Annotated in this window: 16 protein-coding genes; 1 reads left to right on the forward strand and 15 read right to left on the reverse strand. The window is 34.1% G+C overall.

The features are described 5' to 3' along the window. Positions 1 to 42 precede the first annotated feature (42 nt). Together leuS and K357_RS09325 are read right to left on the reverse strand one after the other, a co-directional pair. A complete protein-coding gene (leuS, locus tag K357_RS0102830) occupies positions 43 to 2,517 on the reverse strand; it encodes a leucine--tRNA ligase (protein WP_028257364.1) in 2,475 nt (824 codons plus the stop codon). Positions 2,518 to 2,730: 213 nt separating this feature from the next. Then, entirely contained in the window at positions 2,731 to 4,620 is a 1,890-nt protein-coding gene (locus K357_RS09325) for a glycosyl hydrolase family 18 protein (RefSeq protein WP_051212027.1), read from the reverse strand. Between the two features lie 254 nt (positions 4,621 to 4,874). On the opposite strand from K357_RS09325, the gene lgt reads away from it, so the two are divergent. Next, a complete protein-coding gene (gene lgt / locus K357_RS0102840; RefSeq protein WP_028257365.1) occupies positions 4,875 to 5,708 on the forward strand; it encodes a prolipoprotein diacylglyceryl transferase in 834 nt (277 codons plus the stop codon). Between the two features lie 182 nt (positions 5,709 to 5,890). Here the strand turns inward: lgt and K357_RS0102845 are convergent, their stop codons facing one another. From K357_RS0102845 to ylqF, 13 genes are all read right to left on the reverse strand, one after another. After that, positions 5,891 to 6,718, reverse strand: coding sequence for an energy-coupling factor ABC transporter ATP-binding protein (locus K357_RS0102845; protein WP_028257366.1), 828 nt, complete (start codon positions 6,716 to 6,718; stop codon positions 5,891 to 5,893). 26 nt (positions 6,719 to 6,744) lie between these two features. Next, a complete protein-coding gene (cbiQ, locus tag K357_RS0102850; protein ID WP_028257367.1) occupies positions 6,745 to 7,548 on the reverse strand; it encodes a cobalt ECF transporter T component CbiQ in 804 nt (267 codons plus the stop codon). A 70-nt stretch (positions 7,549 to 7,618) separates the two neighbouring features. Then, on the reverse strand, positions 7,619 to 7,930 hold the full coding sequence (locus K357_RS0102855; RefSeq protein ID WP_028257368.1) for an energy-coupling factor ABC transporter substrate-binding protein: 312 nt from the start codon (positions 7,928 to 7,930) through the stop codon (positions 7,619 to 7,621). After that, a complete protein-coding gene (locus K357_RS0102860) occupies positions 7,930 to 8,706 on the reverse strand; it encodes an energy-coupling factor ABC transporter permease (protein WP_211218937.1) in 777 nt (258 codons plus the stop codon). The genes K357_RS0102855 and K357_RS0102860 overlap by 1 nt, the downstream gene beginning before the upstream one ends. A 676-nt stretch (positions 8,707 to 9,382) precedes the next feature. After that, positions 9,383 to 10,789, reverse strand: a complete 1,407-nt coding sequence (gene hslU / locus K357_RS0102865) for an ATP-dependent protease ATPase subunit HslU (protein WP_028257370.1) — start codon at positions 10,787 to 10,789, stop codon at positions 9,383 to 9,385. Between the two features lie 178 nt (positions 10,790 to 10,967). Next, positions 10,968 to 11,507 (reverse strand): ATP-dependent protease subunit HslV, encoded by a 540-nt coding sequence (hslV, locus tag K357_RS0102870; RefSeq protein ID WP_038113458.1) that lies wholly within the window; start codon positions 11,505 to 11,507, stop codon positions 10,968 to 10,970. Then, positions 11,504 to 12,817 carry a methylenetetrahydrofolate--tRNA-(uracil(54)-C(5))-methyltransferase (FADH(2)-oxidizing) TrmFO gene (trmFO, locus tag K357_RS0102875; RefSeq protein WP_028257372.1) on the reverse strand — a complete coding sequence of 438 codons (1,314 nt, stop codon included), beginning with the start codon at positions 12,815 to 12,817 and terminating at the stop codon, positions 11,504 to 11,506. Before trmFO ends, hslV begins: the two co-directional genes overlap by 4 nt. 72 nt (positions 12,818 to 12,889) lie before the next feature. Further along, on the reverse strand, positions 12,890 to 15,217 hold the full coding sequence (gene topA / locus K357_RS0102880) for a type I DNA topoisomerase (RefSeq protein ID WP_028257373.1): 2,328 nt from the start codon (positions 15,215 to 15,217) through the stop codon (positions 12,890 to 12,892). Continuing rightward, positions 15,207 to 16,385: a DNA-processing protein DprA gene (gene dprA / locus K357_RS0102885; RefSeq protein WP_051212029.1), complete on the reverse strand. Its 1,179-nt coding sequence runs from the start codon at positions 16,383 to 16,385 to the stop codon at positions 15,207 to 15,209. Before dprA ends, topA begins: the two co-directional genes overlap by 11 nt. Next, positions 16,385 to 17,941: a YifB family Mg chelatase-like AAA ATPase gene (locus K357_RS0102890; RefSeq protein WP_028257375.1), complete on the reverse strand. Its 1,557-nt coding sequence runs from the start codon at positions 17,939 to 17,941 to the stop codon at positions 16,385 to 16,387. The genes dprA and K357_RS0102890 overlap by 1 nt, the downstream gene beginning before the upstream one ends. 23 nt (positions 17,942 to 17,964) lie before the next feature. Continuing rightward, positions 17,965 to 18,333, reverse strand: a complete 369-nt coding sequence (locus K357_RS0102895) for a YraN family protein (RefSeq protein WP_028257376.1) — start codon at positions 18,331 to 18,333, stop codon at positions 17,965 to 17,967. A gap of 176 nt (positions 18,334 to 18,509) precedes the next feature. Then, on the reverse strand, positions 18,510 to 19,301 hold the full coding sequence (locus tag K357_RS0102900) for a ribonuclease HII (RefSeq protein ID WP_028257377.1): 792 nt from the start codon (positions 19,299 to 19,301) through the stop codon (positions 18,510 to 18,512). Beyond that, the gene (ylqF, locus tag K357_RS0102905) at positions 19,288 to 20,187 is read right to left on the reverse strand and encodes a ribosome biogenesis GTPase YlqF (protein WP_028257378.1); all 900 of its coding nucleotides are present in this window, start codon (positions 20,185 to 20,187) and stop codon (positions 19,288 to 19,290) included. Before ylqF ends, K357_RS0102900 begins: the two co-directional genes overlap by 14 nt. Positions 20,188 to 20,385 lie beyond the last annotated feature (198 nt).

The raw sequence follows: 20,385 nt of genomic DNA on the forward strand, positions 1-20,385 counted from the left end.
TCGTAATAAAAGCTATATAATTCTACTACTTACCCTGATTAATTATTTTACAACAATATTAACTATTTTGGCTGGGATAACAATACATTTAACTACTGTTTTGCCCTCTGTAAATTCTTTAACACGAGAAGATGCGAATGCTAACGCTTCTAATTCTTCTTTATTAGCATTCACAGGAACTGTCAATTTATCTCGAACTTTACCATTTACTTGAATAGCAATTTCTACTTCGTCAACAACCAATGCATTATCTTCATACATAGGCCATTCTGCTTCATGAATACTACCGTCAAACCCTGCACTATGCCAGAGTTCTTCTGTAATATGAGGCGTAAATGGAGCTAATAATAGGAGTAAGTTTTTTACAAGTTCATTAGCTAATCCGCCATTCATATTTTTCACTGTATCTTTATATTGATACATAGCATTCACTAATTCCATAATAGTACTAATCGCCGTATTAAAGTTAAATCTACCATCTAAATCTTCAGTGACTTTTTTTATAGTTCTATGTAATTCACGACGCAATGCCACTTCTTCTTTTGTCAAATCACCATCATTACCTTGTTGTGCAATTTGATAGTATGTATCAACTATGCGCCATACGCGACCTAAGAAACGATAAGAACCTTCTACACCCTTATCACTCCAATCAAGATCACGATCAACTGGTGCGGCAAACAAAATAAATAAACGAGCTGTATCTGCCCCATATGTATTAATTATTTCTTCCGGCGATACGACATTTCCCTTTGACTTAGACATTTTACTGCCTTCTTTAAGAACCATCCCCTGTGTTAAAAGTCCTTTAAAAGGCTCGTTAGCTTCAATAAGTCCTAAGTCATGCAAAACTTTTACAAAAAATCGAGAATATAATAAATGCAAAATAGCATGTTCAATGCCACCAATATATTGATCCACATTCATCCAATAATCAGCAATTTTTTTATTAAACGCTTCTTTATCATTACGTGCATCAGTATATCGTAAAAAATACCATGATGAGTCAATAAATGTATCCATTGTATCTAATTCGCGACGAGCAGGACCACCGCATTTAGGACATGTACAATGTGAAAAATGCTCTGATGTGGCTAATGGAGATGTGGTTCCTGCCCCAAATTTTACATCTTCTGGTAATAATACTGGTAATTCTTCTTCCGGTACAAGTTGTTCTCCACAGTGTTCACAATACACAACTGGAATCGGTACGCCCCAATAGCGTTGACGAGAAATTAACCAATCTCGTAATCTAAAATTAACTTTTCCTTCACCTATATGCATTTCTTCAAGACGATTGGTAATCGCCTTTCTTGCTTCTTCAGATGTTAAGCCATTAAATTCGCCAGAGTTAACGAGAATTCCATCTTCATGATTAACTGCTGTCATTTTATTAGGATCTGTTTCTACTGTTCCTTCTTGATTTTGAATCACTACTTGAATCGGTAAATTATATTTTTTAGCAAATATAAAGTCCCGTTCATCATGTGCAGGAGATCCCATAACTGCACCTGTACCATAATCAACAAGCACATAATTAGCAATCCAAATAGGAATATCTTGTCCAGTGAAAGGATGCTTTGCATAAGCCCCTGTAAACATTCCCTCTTTTTCTACGTCTGTAGACGTACGATCAATATCACTCATATTGCGCATGCGTTCAATAAAAGCTTTTAATTCACTTTCATTTGAACGATTAGCAATTAACTCTTCCACATACGGATGTTCTGGTGCTAACACAATATAACTTACACCATAAATAGTATCCACACGCGTTGTATACACAGACACTTGTTTATTAATTTCTGGAATAGAAAATTGAAATTCTGTGCCTTCACTACGACCAATCCAATTTTTCTGCATAGCTTTAACTCGTGATGGCCAATTATCAAGTGTATCTAAATCCTGTAATAATCGATCTGCATAATCAGTGATTTTCAAAAACCATTGACTTAAATCTTTCTTATGCACTGGATTATCACAACGCCAGCATAGACCATCAATAACTTGTTCATTAGCTAATACAGTATGACAATCATCGCACCAATTAACTTTAGCTTCCTTTTTATAAGCCAATCCTTTTTTATAAAATTGTTGGAATAGCCACTGCGTCCATTTATAATAATCTTCTTTACATGTAGCAACTTCGCGGTCCCAATCATAAGATAAGCCTAATGCTTTTTGTTGCTTTTTCATGTTTTCAATATTATCCAACGTCCATGTTTTAGGAGCGATACCATGCTTAATAGCTGCATTTTCCGCAGGCATGCCAAATGAATCCCACCCCATTGGATGTAATACATTAAAGCCTTTCATTTTCTTAAATCGTGCTACCACATCGCCAATTGAGTAATTTCGTACATGACCCATATGTAAATTTCCTGATGGATAGGGGAACATTTCTAGTACATAATATTTTTCTTTACTTTCATCATATTCTGTTTTGCAAGTTTTATGCTCAGACCAATAATCTTGCCATTTTTTTTCAATATCTTGGGCTACATATTTTTCGTTCATGCCCTCTCCTCCTCCACAATACAGCATAACACATGTCATTATTGTATATATTGGTGTATTATATATCCTAATCTCTCTACGTAACCATAATTATATAATGACATATAGGACCTAACACATATAGATATAATAAATAACTATACATGTTAGTATAAATTAACACTTTCAGTCTATTATAGTACTAATCAACAAATATCGTCAATTCTAGAACCTCTAATAATGATAGATAAAATCTAAGATATCTTCCGTTTCAAAATCTTTTCGCCACGCTGCAAAGCCAGCTAATGATAAATTCTTAATTAACTCTAATTTATACTGTAAAGAGTCTACATCTTCAAACCATATTGATTCTACTATCTTACTTCTCTTTTTTACTGTTTCCCTTTGTAGTGAGTTAACATGCTTTTCATTACCACTCATCGTCTTACCATCATAGATTTCTAACCGATGTGTCTTGAGTATATCATCCCACCAAATAGAATCTTTATACTTAGATAGGTAATCCATACTATCCTTAATGGTTAATGTCCTACCTTTTGTAATATTATTAGTAGTAGTCCATATACGTGTGTAAAAAGGAATACCCAATACCAATTTATTAGCTGGTACTTCCTGCAATATATCGGTCACATTTCGTTTAACCCATGGATAGCTTGCTACTGGTCCTGGTTTAGGACTAGTAGCCCACGTTTCATCATAGGCCATTAGCACTACATAATCTACATTCTTAGACAATTGATACCTATCATATACTAATGACCAATTAGGACTATCAGAATATCCTGTTACATCAATAGAAGTGTATAAATTATACTTATGTAACTCTTCATTTAAATATGCCACAAAATCTACAAGCTGTTCTTTATCCTTAAGATAAATATTTTCAAAATCAAAATTATAGCCACTAAATCCATAGATTAGCGCATACTGTATTAATTGTTGTGCATAAATTTTCCATGCTCTCGGTGAATGTAAAATAGTATGTGTTATATCTGGATCAAATTGATTCGTAATTAGTGGCCAAACTTGATACTTTTGTACTCCATAACTCATGACGTAATCAATATTCATACCTTTATTAGGTATAATACCATCTACTCCTAATTCAAACCAACTTGGAGAAATAACAGACTGTTGATTTGCGGTCAAGCTTTTCTTATATGGTTTACTTGGATATGGATCAAAGGCCCATGATATTGGTGTGTGCAACATGTTTTTTTCACGAAGTTTCCAGCTCTGATAAGATGGTTTAATATAAATACCATTCTTTCCTTCTTCTACGATAACACCTAAAATGCCATTACCAATGGTGCCATTAATATACTTTATATTATCAATAGTAATTAATGGCACTTCGATTTTTGTTCTAGTCCTATCTTGTGAAAATCTAACATATGTATCTTGTAAATCTAATCTAGGCACTAACATCATTATTTTATCAGTTGCACTCTCTATAGCATGCACTTTCTCCAATGTAGTAATTTGTAAGTACACATCTAAAGGAATTAATACTTGAGAATTACGAATGAGTCCCTGCCCAAGCTTTTTATATGCTTTATTAGTCAGCTGCAATAAACTTGTGGTGACATAAATTGGTTTGCTATCAACATGAGAATCACACACTACAGATGAATTGATTTTCTTCATCTTCGTGCTATGTTCTGTAGTAGATTCATTCAATTTATCTATATTTTTAACTAACAGAGCATCCTTATCCATCATACTATTTTTATACGGTCTAGTACTATCTATATGGATCGTCATTTTATCAGTCTGTTGTCTGCTTTTTTTATAATACTCCATCTTATCTCTAGCAAGTGATTTTCTAGGCATTATAGTAATGTGCTCATATAAAGCTTCTTTCTTACTCCCCTTAATGCGTCGCTTTTCCATTTCAGACGGGGTATAAGACTCTTCCTTGGTGATTAACTTTCCATAATCACTAGTAAAAGTATTAGCTACTTTCCCCTCATTCATACGTTGAAAATTCACTGATGTATGAGAATAATTTTCTATATCATTAATTATTGGCTCATCATTTGCTAAACAATTAACTGTAACTACAGTTAAAATAAAAGTGGCAGTAATTATTTTTTTTATCATCCATATCACCTTATAACATATACTACAATAATGCAGTTACAATATTATAGATAAGAACATAATCTATATATTTATTTATTATATCACATACAGTTAATTGCCCTAAATACTATCAAATATCGTTACACACATATACTAGTATAGTATTATCCCATATTACTATCACTCTATGATAAAATTACTATACCTTTTCTATAAAATTGGTATATACTACTTCATAGATTCAATTAACATAAGAGAAAGGACTGATTGTTTTGCATCAATACTTATTTTTTATAGGAAATTTTCCTATACGCGCCTATGGCACATTATTAGCTATAGCCATTATTTCTGGTGCCTGTGTTGCCTATTATTTAACCAAAAAAGATGGCCGAGGTTGGCATGTACATATCGTCGACTTTTCTATCTATGTAGGCATAGCAGGTCTTATTGGAGCACGATTATGGGATGTGCTATTCTTTGATTGGGCCTATTATCATAATCATTTATTAGAGATTCCTTTTGTTTGGCAAGGCGGTATGGCTATTCAGGGTGGTGTTGTATTAGGCACATTAGTAGGTATCTGGTATACAAAAAAGCACCATATTGACACATGGGCGTTTGCGGACTTATTTGCACCAGCACTTATCTTAGCTCAATCAATTGGCCGAATGGCTAACTTGATGAATGGAGATGCCTTTGGAACGCCAACAGGAAGCAACTTTGGTATTTTATATCCAGAAACCACATTAGCCTATCATACGTATGGCAATCAACCATTATGGCCTGCTGAAGTCTGGGAAGGACAAATTGATATTCTAATATTTGTAATTTTATTACTATTTAGTTCTTTTACTCATAAAAAAGGGCAAGTATTTTGCTTATATGCATTTCTATATTCATTAGCTCGTTTCTGTTTAGAATTTCTCCGTGGTGATTATGCACAACCTGCTTTTTTAACATTTACATCAGCACAAACAACAAGTCTGATTGTCATATTACTCAGTATAATTGTATTTACTTATTTACAAGTCGCAGGGACCAACCACAAAAATTTAACTACTATAGAAAACAAGAACTCCTATCCAACTAAAAAAAGAAAAAAATAAAAGCTCTGAGCTATATAGTAATCATCCGTATAGAAACATTAGCAACTACTAATACTTGTGTCACTTTAATTCTAAAATAATGCATATCGAATACTAAAATAACCCCTAAAATCATAAATATTTTAGGGGTTATTTCATATTAGTAATCGTTTTTTATGTGAAAACTTCTTGTTGTAAATTATTTATAGAAGTATATCAAAATCTTCTACTGTTTTAGGATATGTCTCTGTATCTAACAATACACCATGTTTCAATAAAATATTTCGCATTGATAACAATGTAGGTGTCTTTAAATTAGCTTTTACTAAGATATCCTCTTGTTGAAATACATCTTCTGGTATTCCATCAGCAATAACCTGTCCATTAGAAAACACTATAATGCGGTTGGCCCAACGATATGCAAAATCTAAATCATGTGTTGAAATCAACAAAGTTTTACCCTCATTCGATAACTTGTGAAGAACTGTTTCTAACGCACATACATTAACTGGATCTAATGCTGCTGTTGGTTCATCAAAAACAATGACCTCTGAGTGCATAGCAATAATATCTGCAATAGTCACACGTTTTTTCTCGCCACCAGATAAATAATGAGGTGCTCGTTCTTTAAAATCTGCTATATTCATATATGATAAAGCTTCTAGCACACGATTTTTGACTTCCGCTTTAGGTAATCCTAAATTCATAGGTCCAAAGCTAACTTCTCCCATAACTGTAGTAGCAATAATTTGATTATCCGCATCTTGAAAGACGATACCTATACCTCGACGAAGTTCCATCAAATCTTCTTTAGATTGTTCCATCTTGCGTCCATGAAAATGAATTTCGCCACTATCAGGTGTTAATACACCATTAAGATTTAAAAAGAAAGTGGATTTACCAGCTCCATTTGTACCTATAACAGCGATTTTTTCACCTTTCATAATATCAAGGGAAACACCTTTTAAAATTTCTTGCCCCATGCCATAGGAGTATCGCAAATCTTTTACACTAATAATAGGATGACTCATATCTTATCCCCTTCCCAACACGTCTTCTATTTTGTCATGATCCATATACCTAGAATTATTATCATGCTAACCAATACCGTTACACTTTGTATAACTGTTATATCTTTTTCAGTTTCTAAAAATACTAAATTACCATCATAGCAACGTGCTTCCATAGCATCATAGTATCTATCTCCTTTTTTCATAGATACGATGAACAAATTGCTGGCAATACAGCCAAATGTCTTTAGTGAAGTACGGTAATTAACAAATCCTAATCTTGATTCTGCTGACTCATGCATATGCAGAAAGGTTTCTATCATAACGAATACAAATCGATATACCATATTCATCAATTCAATCACTAATGTTGGAACATATAATTTACGAAGGACTGAAAATATTTCATTCGATGGGGTTGATAATGACAACATAAACATGGCACTCATACCACCAAATGCTTTTCCCCACAAATGTAACACCGTATTCAAACTTTCATGACTAGCAAATATATACCCAAGTGGTGTCCACATACCAAATAATCCTCGTTCTACAGAATCTATGTTAAATGCAATAACAAGACTTCCAACGATCAAAAAGGTAATAGGAACGGATAAAATAATCAAATATTCACGAAAATTCATCTTACCAATCACTACAGTAATAAACATACTAATAAGTATAATACTCATAGATACATATAGATTATCTAATACAATGCAAGAACAAATCATACATGTAGCTAATAGTAACTTTAATCCTGGATTCCAACAATTAATATTCGAATGATATGCATACATATCTATAGAAAAAGCATGTTTTTTATGTTTATATTTCTTGTTATGACTCATATTCTATAAATGCTCCCTATTGATTAGATAAAAGACTATGCATTCCATAAATAATTACTCTATCATGCGTTTATTTTACGTGATCCCATTTTTTACGTTCTACTAAGCGGCCCATTAAGAAAGCAAATACGCCAACACCAATACCTGTTTGTACACAGAACAATAAACTTTCTACTTCTCCTGGTAGTTCACCACCAATTAAAGTTTCAGCTACAGGTTCAAACCAAGGTTCATATTCTGTACCAGTAATTTCTGTTACTGCATTACTAGCAGCGTCATCAGAACCACTAAATTCAGCATCTTTAATAAATAACAACGGAGCAATTGCTAAAAAGATAATTAATACAATAAGACTGATAACAGTTTTCTTATTCCCGTTCATTATTTTCCCTCCTTATTAATAAAACCAATAGCTTCTAATTCTGGTTTAGCATATGTTTCAATACCAATTACAATAATAACGGTAATTAAACCTTCAATAATAGCCAATGGCACTTGCGTAACAGCAAATATAGTTAGGAATTTTTCAAAAGATGCCATCAATCCGCCAACTTCTGATGGATAAGCAAGAGCTAATTGGAAGCTAGTAACACAGTAAGTAATTAAATCGCCTAATGAAGCAGCTAAAAATACAGATACTAAACGACCTAAGCCAAGTTTGCTAGCAATTTTATAAATCGCATAGGAAATAAATGGGCCTGCAATTGCCATAGAGAAAGTATTAGCACCCAATGATGTTAATCCACCATGAGCTAATAAGATTGCTTGGAATAATAAAACAATAATACCTAAGATACTCATTGCTGCTGGTCCAAATAAAATAGCACCTAATCCTGTACCAGTCATATGTGAGCAACTACCTGTAACAGATGGAATTTTCAAAGATGAAATAACGAATACAAATGCGCCTGCCATTGCTAACAATGTAATCGCACGACGATTATGTTGTAATGTTTTTCTAATTGAAAGATACCCAGCAATTAAAAATGGGATACAAATGGCTCCCCAAGCTATACAATATTGTGGTGGCAAGTAGCCTTCCATGATATGCATAGCATTAGCAGATGGAATAATGCCAAACAAGGCAATAACTGTGGCAACAGTTTTCATTACCATCAATGAATTAATACGAAATTTCTTTACAGTTTTTTCTTGCATATATTCATAACCTCCTACCAAAGCCATATATCTTCATTCGATATATAACTTTTCTTAATAACAAAATGCATTATTTAAATACTGTAAAAGTCTTTACATTGATAATCTTTTCCCTAATTATTTACCATCAAAAACAGAAAAATACCAGATTGAATTTTCATTAATGATAATTAACTAAATCAAGAATACGCTTGTAAAAAGACTACACAGGGTAATATACATTCTAATTGAGAATAAATAAAATAAATATTTTTCATTTAAATATAACCATAAGTTATATGTTGATAAATATAAATTTCTAAGTTATTATTTTTTTATGAGTGCCAAAATAAATATAATTAATATATTATCAAAATATATTGTATTATATATTCATATATTCATAATAAAAAACTCCTTCATAGGCTTATTGTAAAACTACAAAAAGCATATAAAAGAGCTTTCTATATAAATAAAACTGATAAATGTAATTATAAAATTATATGGTGGTAAATAAATATGTATAGTGCAGCATATAAATTCATGTATATCATTATTTTTTATCCTATATATGCTTCATCATACTGAATCTATTAGAAATAATCGAGTCATATACTTGCACTATATTCTTTCTATCTATCATTTATACTAAATCGACCTGATAATCAATATATTCTATGTACACACAATACAATCCCTATAAAATATAATTAGATATATCTATATCTTCAACAATACCACTTAGCCGATCTTCAACCATTTCTTTGGTAATAGTAATTTCGATTAGTTCAGAAGGTGGTGCATTAAAGGAAATATCTTGCAATAGTTTTTCTAAAATAGTATGTAATCGTCTGGCACCAATATCTTCTGTTTCATTGTTAACACGATAAGCAAACTCTGCCACTTTATCAATAGCCTCTTCCGTGAAACGAATTGTTACATTATCTGCCTGTAATAATAAATAATATTGTTTAATGAGTGCCTGTTGTGGGGTCGTTAAAATAGATTTAAAATCTTCTTGTGTTAAACTATTTAATTCCACTCTAATAGGAAAGCGTCCTTGTAATTCAGGAATCAAGTCAGACGGCTTTGACACATGAAAGGCGCCTGCTGCAATAAATAAAATATGTTCTGTCTTGATTGGTCCATACTTTGTAGTAACGGTAGCCCCTTCTACAATAGGTAAAATATCACGTTGTACTCCCTCACGAGATACTTCTGGCGAACTTTGATGACTATGGCTAGCTATCTTATCAAATTCATCAATAAATATAATACCATCTTGTTCTGCCGCCTCAATAGCATGTTCTATGATAGTATCCATATCTAATAATTTTTGTGCTTCTTCTTCACAAAAAATAGTTCTTGCTTTAGCAACTGTAGTATGTCTTTTCTTCTTTCGCATAGGAATAATAGAATTAATCATATCTTGCACATTATTACTAAGTTCCTCTACATTGCTACCTGCTAGAATACCTGTAAATGATTTTGGTGATTCTTCTACATCAATCTCTATATCACGATCATCCAACAAACCATTGACTAATTCATCATATAATTTATCTTTGTCTAACTCTTGTATCTCAGGTGTACGACTAGTCTTTTCTGAATCTGCTAGTTCTTCCTTAGATTCTACCGAGACACTACTGGTTGTTTTTCTTGTATCATTAGGTTCATTAACTAGATGTGGATATAAAATAGCAAACAATCGCCGATTAGCTAATTCTTCTGCTTTATTTTTTTGTTCCTCAAGCATTTTGGCTTTTATCATGCGAACAGAATTTTCTACTAAATCACGAACCATTTGATCTACATCGCGACCAACATAGCCAACTTCTGTAAATTTAGTTGCTTCTACTTTAACAAAAGGAGCTTTTATTAATTTTGCCAAACGACGAGCAATTTCTGTCTTTCCCACGCCTGTAGAGCCAATTAATAAAATATTTTTAGGTACATATTCGTCTCGTACATCATCTGGTAGTTGTTTCGCTCTCCATCGATTACGTAATGCGATAGCAACCATCTTTTTTGCTTCCCCTTGTCCTACAATATATTTGTCTAATTCCTCTACAATCTGTCGAGGCGTATATTGACTCATATCCATGTTATACCTCATATCAATTTTAACTCTATATGTAAACGTAACACCCTAATTATTATTTTTTAATCAATCTGCTTACCTAAACACATCTAACTAAGGTGTGTATATTAATAATCACCCATAAACCTGTCTACGAAAATATTCTATTATGGTTTTTCAATATTCAAATCTATATCTAGTATCACAATTCTTCGACAATAATATTATGATTTGTAAACACACAAATATCAGCGGCGATATGTAATGATTTTTCTGCAATCTCTTTGGCCGTTAATTGTGTATTTAATTGTAATGCCCTAGCTGCAGCTAATGCATAATTTCCACCAGAGCCAATTGCACAGATTCCATCATCTGGCTCAATAACTTCACCATTACCTGATACAAGTAATATATTCGTTCCATCTGTCACTAACAGTAATGCTTCTAAATTTCTTAGTATTTTATCACTACGCCATTCCTTTGCTAATTCTACTGCACTTCGTATTAAATTCCCATTATATTGATTTAATTTATGTTCAAATTTATCAAATAAAGTAAATGCATCAGCTACAGATCCTGCAAAGCCAGCAATAATTTTGCCATTATATAAGCGTCGTACTTTTTGTGCTGTATTTTTCATAACTACAGATTGTCCTAATGTTACTTGTCCATCTCCAGCAATAGCTGTTGCCCCATTTCGCTGCACAGCACATATAGTCGTCGCGTGAAATTCAGGTATCATAGTTTTTCCCTTTCTTTCAAAATTTTTAAATCATCCAATGCTCGTTGTGCAATTTTAGGATTTTTTTCTCGTTTTTTTATCCGTTCTGGCCAAGGGTCAATAATGCCAAAATTAACATTCATAGGTTGGAAATTGCTTCCTTCATAGGCACTAATATAATTAGCAAGTGCACCACAAGCAGTAGTACGCGGGAATCGTATAAATTCTTTTTTTGCAACATATCGACTTACCTGCAAGCCCACCATTAAACCAGATGCTGCCGACTCAACATATCCTTCTACACCTGTCATTTGCCCAGCAAAAAATAATCGTTTATCTTTTTGTAACTGAAATGCATGATTTAATAGTTCTGGTGAATTAATATATGTATTTCTATGCATAACTCCATATCTAATAAACTCAGCATTCTCCAAACCGGGAATCATAGAAAAGACTCGTTTTTGTTCGCCCCATTTCAAATGTGTTTGAAAGCCTACTAAATTATATAATGTACCTGCTCTATCTTCTTTTCGCAACTGAACCACAGCATATGATTCACGATTAGTTCGTTTATCAACTAATCCCACTGGCTTTAATGGTCCATATCGTAATGTATCGCATCCACGAGATGCCATAATTTCTACAGGCATACATCCTTCGAAATAAATTTCTTTTTCAAACTCTTTCGGTCTGACTACCTCTGCGCTTAATAAAGCTTGTAAAAATTCTTTGTACTGTCCTTCATCCATAGGACAATTTAAATAATCTGCTTCTCCTTTGTCATAGCGAGAAGCAGAAAAAACTTTTTCATAATCCAAAGACTCTGCAGATACAATAGGTGCCGCTGCATCATAAAAATAAAAATCTTTATGTCCTGTTAAATTTCTAATTTCTTCACCTAGTGGTTGTGCCGTCAATGGTCCTGTTGCAATAATTACAATACCATCCTTAGGAATAGTTGTTACTTCCTCACGAACAACAGTAATCAACGGATGATTAGAAACTTTCTCGGTTACCATCTGGCTAAATAAATGACGATCCACTGCTAAAGCACCGCCAGCTGGTACTGATGTAGCATCAGCACATTCCATAATAATCGAATGTAACTGTCTCATTTCTTCTTTTAATAAGCCTACAGCATTTTCAATATTTCCAGCACGTAAAGAGTTACTACATACTAACTCAGCAAATTGATCTGTATGATGTGCTGGGGATTGTTGTACTGGCCGCATTTCATATAAACGAACGGCTATGCCTTGTTGTGCTAATTGCCAAGTTGCTTCAGATCCAGCTAATCCAGCGCCAATAACAGTTACACTATCTGTATTCACGACTCTATCTATCTCCTTTTATTCATTCTTTAGTCTTCTAGCAACTTACTATAGTATGACACTTTACTAATATCATTTCTTATCATCCGTTGCCCGTGTATCATCTTTCTTCTTTTTTCTAGCTCGCTTTGGTGGTTGTGTTGGACATTCTGAGTTAGAACAGAATTTCTTAACCGTACCATTTTTATATTCTTTTTCTGTCATAATACTACCACAGGTTTCGCAAAATTCATTAATTGGTTTATTCCAAGTCATAAAATCACAGGTTGGATATGTATCACAACCATAAAAAACCCGCCCTCGTTTAGACTTTCGTTCTACAATCATACCCTTTTTACATTTAGGACACTCTATACCTGTGCTAATAGTAATAGGCTTTGTATTAGTACATTCTGGAAAATTTGAACATGCCAAGAATCGACCAAATCGTCCGAATTTATACACCATCGGTTTTCCGCAAAGCTCACAAACTTCTCCACTTTCTTCAGTAGAAATTTTAACTTTCTCCACATTATTAGCAATCGATAATTCCTGTAAAAAAACAGAATAAAATCTATCTAATACATCACGATAGGTATCTTGACCACTAGCAATTTTATCAAGGTCATCTTCTAAATGTGCAGTAAAATCAGTGTTGATAATAGCACTAAAATGAGCCACTAAGAAGTCCACCACTATAAAGCCTAGTTCAGTAGGAATAAATTGTTTATCTTGCTTTTCTACATAATTTCTTCCAAGAATTGTATCAATAATAGGTGCATATGTACTTGGCCGACCAATTCCTTTTTCTTCTAACGTTTTTATTAAACTAGCTTCCGAATAACGTGCTGGTGGTTGTGTAAAATGCTGATTAGGTAGTACAGAGGAATTCGTAACGACAGTGTCTTTTTGCAATAATGGTACTTGTTTATTTCCACCATCACGTTTCTTGCTATCATCATATACTTCACTAAACCCTTTAAAGATAACCTTACTTCCCGATGCTTTAAGTGTATACTCACCACATTCTAATTGTATAGATAAGGATTCCGTTTGTTGTTGGCTCATCTGACTTGCCATAAAACGATTCCAAATTAATGTATACAACTTAAGTTCATCACGATTTAAAAATGGCCTTACAACTTCTGGTGTTAATTCTAGTGTCGTCGGTCTGATTGCTTCATGAGCATCTTGCGCATTTTCTTTTGATCCATACACATTAGGCTTAGAAGGATAATACGCATTACCATATGTCTTAATGATATATTCCTTAGCAGCTTCTTGCATATCTTTAGAGATACGAGTGGAATCAGTACGCATATAAGTAATTAATCCCACATGTCCATATCCACCTATCTCTAACCCTTCATACAAATGTTGTGCTATCATCATAGTTCGTTTAGCCCCAAATCCTAATTTACGAACTCCATCTTGTTGCAAAGTAGATGTAGTAAATGGTGGTTGCGCTTTTTGTAGTCGCTTTCTTTTTACGACAGATGAAACAGTAGCAGATTGATGCTCTATATGAGATTTAATTAGCAACGCCATCGATTCATTTACAATTTTCGCTTTTTCTCCACGAATATGTGATAACTCTGCCGTAAATTCTTCACCATCTGAAGTGCTATAGTTAGCTTCAATTGACCAATATTCTTCAGGAACAAAGGCTTGAATTTCTCGTTCTCTTTCACATATTAAACGAACTGCCACCGATTGAACACGACCAGCACTAAGTCCTTTACATATTTTTTTCCATAATAATGGACTTAATTTATAGCCTACCAATCGATCAAGAATACGGCGTGCTTGTTGAGCGTCTACCATATTCATATCAATAGTTCTTGGATGTGCAATCGCTTTATCTACTGCACTTTTTGTAATTTCATTAAATGTGATACGACAAGTAGATGTATCATCTAAGTTTAAAATATATGCCAAATGCCATGAAATTGCTTCTCCCTCACGATCAGGGTCAGTGGCTAATAAAATGGCACGGCTTTCATCGGCACATGCTTGTAACTCTTTAATCAACTTTTTTCTAGTGACTAAGTTAGTATAGTTAGGAACAAAGCCATCTTCAATGTTAATACCTAAATTACTTTTAGGTAAATCGCGCAAATGCCCCATACTAGCTTTTACTATATAATCAGATCCTAAAAATTTTTCAATTGTTTTTGATTTAGCTGGCGATTCCACTATCACCAATATTTTCCCATCTTTTTTAAACTCTCTAGGTTTATGTAACTCTGCTACCATTCCAATCGGCTTAATAATCGATTTATCTTGAATGGATCCTCTAATGATTGAAGATTTACGAGAAACTTTATTCTTACTCTCCTTATCTTTCTGGTCAATTATTTCTTTTTCTACATGATTTGACGATAATACTTCGCCAATAACAATGGAACGCTTAATGGACAACTACACCACTCCCAAGTACACTGATTATATATCCTCGTGTATCAACTTTTTCTATATAATGTTTCATTTCTAACGTTAACAATATAGATTGAACTACAGACAATGCTAACTCTGTTTTTATGACAATATCATCGATATGCATCGGTATATCAGTTTGTAAAGTTGCTAAAACTTTACGCTCTTCCATAGTAAAGCTTACCATACTCGACTTATTATCGCCACTAGATTTTGATGGCAATTTTGATATATCCCATTGATACTCTTCTAAAATATCCATTGGATCTGTTAATACAGAGGCTCCTTGGCGCAATAACCAATGATTCCCCTCTGCATAATGATCCAATACATTACCGGGAATAGCAAATACATCTCTTCCATCATTAATAGCCATATCTGCTGTAATCAAAGACCCACTGCTTGCCTTAGCTTCTACCACTACTACGGCTCTTGCTAAGCCACTAATAATACGATTTCTTGATGGAAAGTTCTTTCCATGTGGTGGCACGTGAGGTGGAAATTCAGAAACCAATAGGCCTCCATTTTCTATAATTTTATCAAATAAATATTTATTTTCTGGTGGATAGACTTGATCTAATCCACAACCCATAACTGCTATGGTTGCTCCTTTTCCATACAAAGCACCTTCATGACAAAATGAATCAATCCCTCTAGCACCACCACTCACAATAATAACACCATTTTCTGCCAACTTTTTAGCAAAATGATGTGCCACATTGCGACCGTAAATACTACATTCTCTAGCGCCTACCATAGCAATCGATTTTTCTAGCATAGTCAGCAATTGAGCATTCCCCTTTAAAAACAATACTGCTGGAGGATTATAAATATTACTCAAACAGGTAGGAAAAATAGCTTCTTGATATGTTACAAATTCAATACCATGCTGTTGTAAAGAAACCAATAATTCATCAATATGCGAGTCAACAACATATCCTTTAATAGCCGATTTTTGCTTTTGACTAATCCCCTGTAACGAATCTATATTTTCATTCACTTGCAATGCTTGCCATGCCACATTAGCATTACCATAGGTATTGATAATTTCACGAATTGTTGTACCACCCACACCTGGTATCGACTGAAAACCTGCAATACATTCTCTCTCAGTATATGTTTTTTCTTCATAATTGTCTCTATATGTTACCATTATTGTATTCCCTCCCATGAACTTCTATATGTAATAGATTCTGCAATGTGTTCCACATCAATTACATCAGAATCAGATAAATCAGCAATTGTTTGTGCTACTTTAATAATCTTATCGTATGCTCTAGCGCTAATATGATAGGTCCTAAAATATTCCTCTAATATCGTCTGTGCTTCCTTTGATAGAGAGCAAAAATACTCTATATCTCTATGCGTCATATGTGAATTAAACTGATACGATGTAGTTAAAAACCGTTCATATTGCCGATTCCTAGCCAACTGTACTCTGTTTACTATATCCTGTGACGATTCACTATTTTCTTTCGTAGAAAGTAAATCTTCATACTTAGGCCTCTGTACATCCATAGAAATATCAATACGATCTAATAAGGGACCTGATAATTTATTTCGATAGCGCTTTATATCATTTCTTTTACATATACATGGATGCTCATGATCCCCATAAAATCCACATGGACATGGATTCATTGATATAATTAATAAAAAATCTGATGGATATTCATAACATATACCTGCCCTAGAGACTTGAATAACTCGAGTTTCTATGGGTTGTCGTAATACCTCTAATATTTCACGTTTAAATTCAGCAGCTTCATCTAGAAATAAAATACCTTTATGTGCTAATGTAATTTCTCCAGGTTTCGGAGGTATACCTCCTCCCGCCATGCCTTTTAATGTAACTGTATGATGCGGCTTTCTAAAAGGCCGATGTAATTGTAAGTTTCCACTCGGCAATAACCCTGCAATACTATAAATTTTACTAACTTCTAATACTTCTTCTTTTGTCATTCTTGGAAGAATTGTCATGAGCCTTTCAGCTAACATTGTTTTACCAGAACCAGGTGGACCTATCATCATGCTGTTATGAAACCCTGCAGCAGCAATCTCTAATCCTCGTTTCGCCAAAAACTGTCCCCGCACATCAGAAAAATCACAGTCCATATCTTTCATCTGTAACGTATCCATAGCACTATCTATTTCTGTAATGAATCTAGGCGCCACGTCTTGTTGTTTTTCGATAATAGACATAATCTCTTTTAGTGTGCCTGCGCCCACCGCACAATTCCCACCTATATAATTCGCTTCTTTTGCGTTATCAACACTCGTATATACAGTCTGTATCGTATCAGACAAAACACCAAGTGTCATGGCTAATACGCCTGTCACAGGTCTGATATCGCCCTCTAAGGATAATTCACCAATAAACACAGTACTACTACAAAATTTTTCTTTCTCTTTTTTGGGTAATTTCAACTGTCCTGTTGCCACAATAATTCCGATAGCAATTGCTAAATCTAAAGCTGCTCCATCTTTACGCAAATCAGCTGGCGCCAAATTGACAATAATGCGACGCATCGGAAATTCATAGCCAGTATTTTTTAACGCTGCACGCACACGTTCACGTGCCTCTTTTACCGATGCGGCAGGTAACCCTACTATTTCAAATGTAGGCATTCCTTGCGCTATATCAATTTCTACCGTAATTAATTGCCCCTCTATACCTTGTATAGAAGCGCCATATACTTTTGCATACATAACATCTCTCCTTACTTTCTGTCTCAAAAACACATTTCATAATGCTCTATATCATAAGAATCATCATCGTGCACCATAATAGCTATGACATCAAATCGTATATTCCTATCGTATAATCCCTCTTGCTCTATATAATGGAATGCTGTTTTTTTTATATGTTGCCGTTTTTTCCAATTGACCGCCTCAATCGGTATACCATATCGTATAGACGTTCTCGTTTTCACCTCTACAAACACAATCATCTCATCGATCATTGCAATAATATCAATTTCCCCAAAAGGACACGTATAATTTGTTGAAAGAATGTGATATCCTTTCTTTATTAAATATGAAACTGCTTTTTCTTCACCATGTCGCCCTAACCACCGTTTGTTAAATAACTTAGAATCCATACATACCTCGCCATTTATCTTTCATTCCTAGTATCACTATCTAGTATTATCATGATAGTTATATATTTATCATACAAACTATAAAACCCACACGTAAAGAAAGGCAGTCACACCACTGGTGTGACTGCCTCATCAATTTTATATAAATTCTTCTAGTAAAAGAGATATGTAATTTTCTATTTCGCAAATCCTGTAAGTGTTTTAATCGGTTCAAAACTACGCCTGTGAATCGGAGTAACGCCTTGATTTTCTAATGCTTCTCGATGTAATTCTGTATAGTACCCCTTATGAATAGAAAAACCATACCCAGGATACTCTCCTTCTAATGACTTCATATATCGATCACGCGTCACTTTAGCAATAATAGACGCAGCTGCAATCGTAGCACTCTTGCTATCCCCTTTAATAATAGATTCTACAGGCATCGTTAAATTAGGTAATTTCATCGCATCAACGAGTACTGCCTCAGGTGCTACTGATAAAGTACTAACAGCTTCATACATAGCCTTTCTTGTAGCTTCATAAATATTAAGAGAATCAATGATTTCTGGGCCATACGAAACACAAGAAATAGCTATTGCTTTTTCCTGTATCTCTTCATATAAAGCTTCTCGTTTCTGTTCAGACAATTTTTTAGAATCATTTAAACCAAGTATACATGTATGAGGTGGCAATATGACAGCTGCCACCGTTACTGGTCCAGCAATAGGCCCTCTTCCTACCTCGTCAACTCCAGCTACATGGTACATACCTTGGTTATAAAACACTTCTTCAAATGCATACATGCCATCGATTCTTTGCCGTTCTTTTACTAATTTTTTCTGTTTATTAATATATGACTGTGCTAATTGTCTAACAGAACTTCTCCTATCTTCCTGTGCCCATAATAGATAGTCTAGTGCTACTTCATCAACTAATAATTCTTTAATTGATGATACTGTTAACTTTTCAAATTCAGTCTTCAACATAATACCGTTCCTCATCGACACGATCTAACGTCATAGCACCTAATTTCCCACTACGATAATCTGTCAAAATAATACGACGAGCTTTATCAATATCTACTATACCGCCACTGACTAAGCACCCACGACGTCGTCCAATATGTTCAATAATAGAAGGTGCATCTATCAATTGTTCTTCTTTTAGTTTATATCGCTCTATCAAACTCTGTGGATGTATGGTGAGTATCGTCTCTATCAATTGCTGTATGACGGACTCTAAATCGTACACATCATCAGAAATCGATCCAGTCATCGCAAGCCTAGCTGCAGCCCGCTGATCCTCTAGTTTAGGCCACAAAACCCCTGGTGTATCTAAAAGCTCTAAATTCTTCCCAATTTTCACCCATTGCTGCCCTCTTGTATGGCCTGGTTTATTAGCAGTTCTCGTTGCTCCAGAGCCAGCTAATTGATTGATCAACGTAGATTTTCCTACATTTGGTATACCTAGAATAATGGTTCGTACCGATCTCGGACGAATCCCTTTCTGTACCCATCGATTCATAATTGGTTGGCTCAATGTTTCTACCAACTTAATTAATTGCTTTTTCCCATTGCCCACTTTAGAATCCATCGCCAACACAGACAACTGCTTAGATTTGAAAAATTCAATCCATTGCTTGGTTATCATCGGATCCGCCAAGTCAGCTTTATTTAAAATAATTATATGTGGTTTATTACCAATGGTATCAATCATAACAGGATTAGCACTACTTCGTGGTATACGAGCATCCAATAATTCAATGACCACATCAACCTTTTTTATATGTTCTTGAATCATACGCGTCGCTTTCGCCATATGACCTGGAAACCAATGCACTACAGGAAATAATTCTTTATTTTGATTCGCCATATATCCTCCCACTATCATATATGCTAGATTGCCATAAGGACATGAAATTTTTCTCTCAAGTATATAAAACGCCAATGTATATACATAACTATATGTTCTAGTTCTATGATGCAATGCAATAGAATTCTATCCATCGTATCGCTTTATTGTATTAATACTGTCATATATAGGTAATTCTATAAAAATAAAGGGCTGCCT

Origin of the sequence: Veillonella montpellierensis DSM 17217 (assembly GCF_000426745.1) — a bacterium.
In the GTDB taxonomy this organism is placed as follows: domain Bacteria; phylum Bacillota; class Negativicutes; order Veillonellales; family Veillonellaceae; genus Veillonella; species Veillonella montpellierensis.

Excerpts from the sequence above, each read along its gene's own strand:
- leuS (WP_028257364.1), bottom strand. The coding sequence starts at position 2,517 with ATGAACGAAAAATATGTAGCCCAAGATATTGAAAAAAAATGGCAAGAT.
- K357_RS09325 (WP_051212027.1), bottom strand. The coding sequence starts at position 4,620 with ATGATAAAAAAAATAATTACTGCCACTTTTATTTTAACTGTAGTTACA.
- K357_RS0102845 (WP_028257366.1), bottom strand. The coding sequence starts at position 6,718 with ATGAGTCATCCTATTATTAGTGTAAAAGATTTGCGATACTCCTATGGC.
- cbiQ (WP_028257367.1), bottom strand. The coding sequence starts at position 7,548 with ATGAGTCATAACAAGAAATATAAACATAAAAAACATGCTTTTTCTATA.
- K357_RS0102855 (WP_028257368.1), bottom strand. The coding sequence starts at position 7,930 with ATGAACGGGAATAAGAAAACTGTTATCAGTCTTATTGTATTAATTATC.
- K357_RS0102860 (WP_211218937.1), bottom strand. The coding sequence starts at position 8,706 with ATGCAAGAAAAAACTGTAAAGAAATTTCGTATTAATTCATTGATGGTA.
- hslU (WP_028257370.1), bottom strand. The coding sequence starts at position 10,789 with ATGGATATGAGTCAATATACGCCTCGACAGATTGTAGAGGAATTAGAC.
- hslV (WP_038113458.1), bottom strand. The coding sequence starts at position 11,507 with ATGATACCTGAATTTCACGCGACGACTATATGTGCTGTGCAGCGAAAT.
- dprA (WP_051212029.1), bottom strand. The coding sequence starts at position 16,385 with ATGGTAACATATAGAGACAATTATGAAGAAAAAACATATACTGAGAGA.
- K357_RS0102890 (WP_028257375.1), bottom strand. The coding sequence starts at position 17,941 with ATGTATGCAAAAGTATATGGCGCTTCTATACAAGGTATAGAGGGGCAA.
- K357_RS0102895 (WP_028257376.1), bottom strand. The coding sequence starts at position 18,333 with ATGGATTCTAAGTTATTTAACAAACGGTGGTTAGGGCGACATGGTGAA.
- K357_RS0102900 (WP_028257377.1), bottom strand. The coding sequence starts at position 19,301 with ATGTTGAAGACTGAATTTGAAAAGTTAACAGTATCATCAATTAAAGAA.
- ylqF (WP_028257378.1), bottom strand. The coding sequence starts at position 20,187 with ATGGCGAATCAAAATAAAGAATTATTTCCTGTAGTGCATTGGTTTCCA.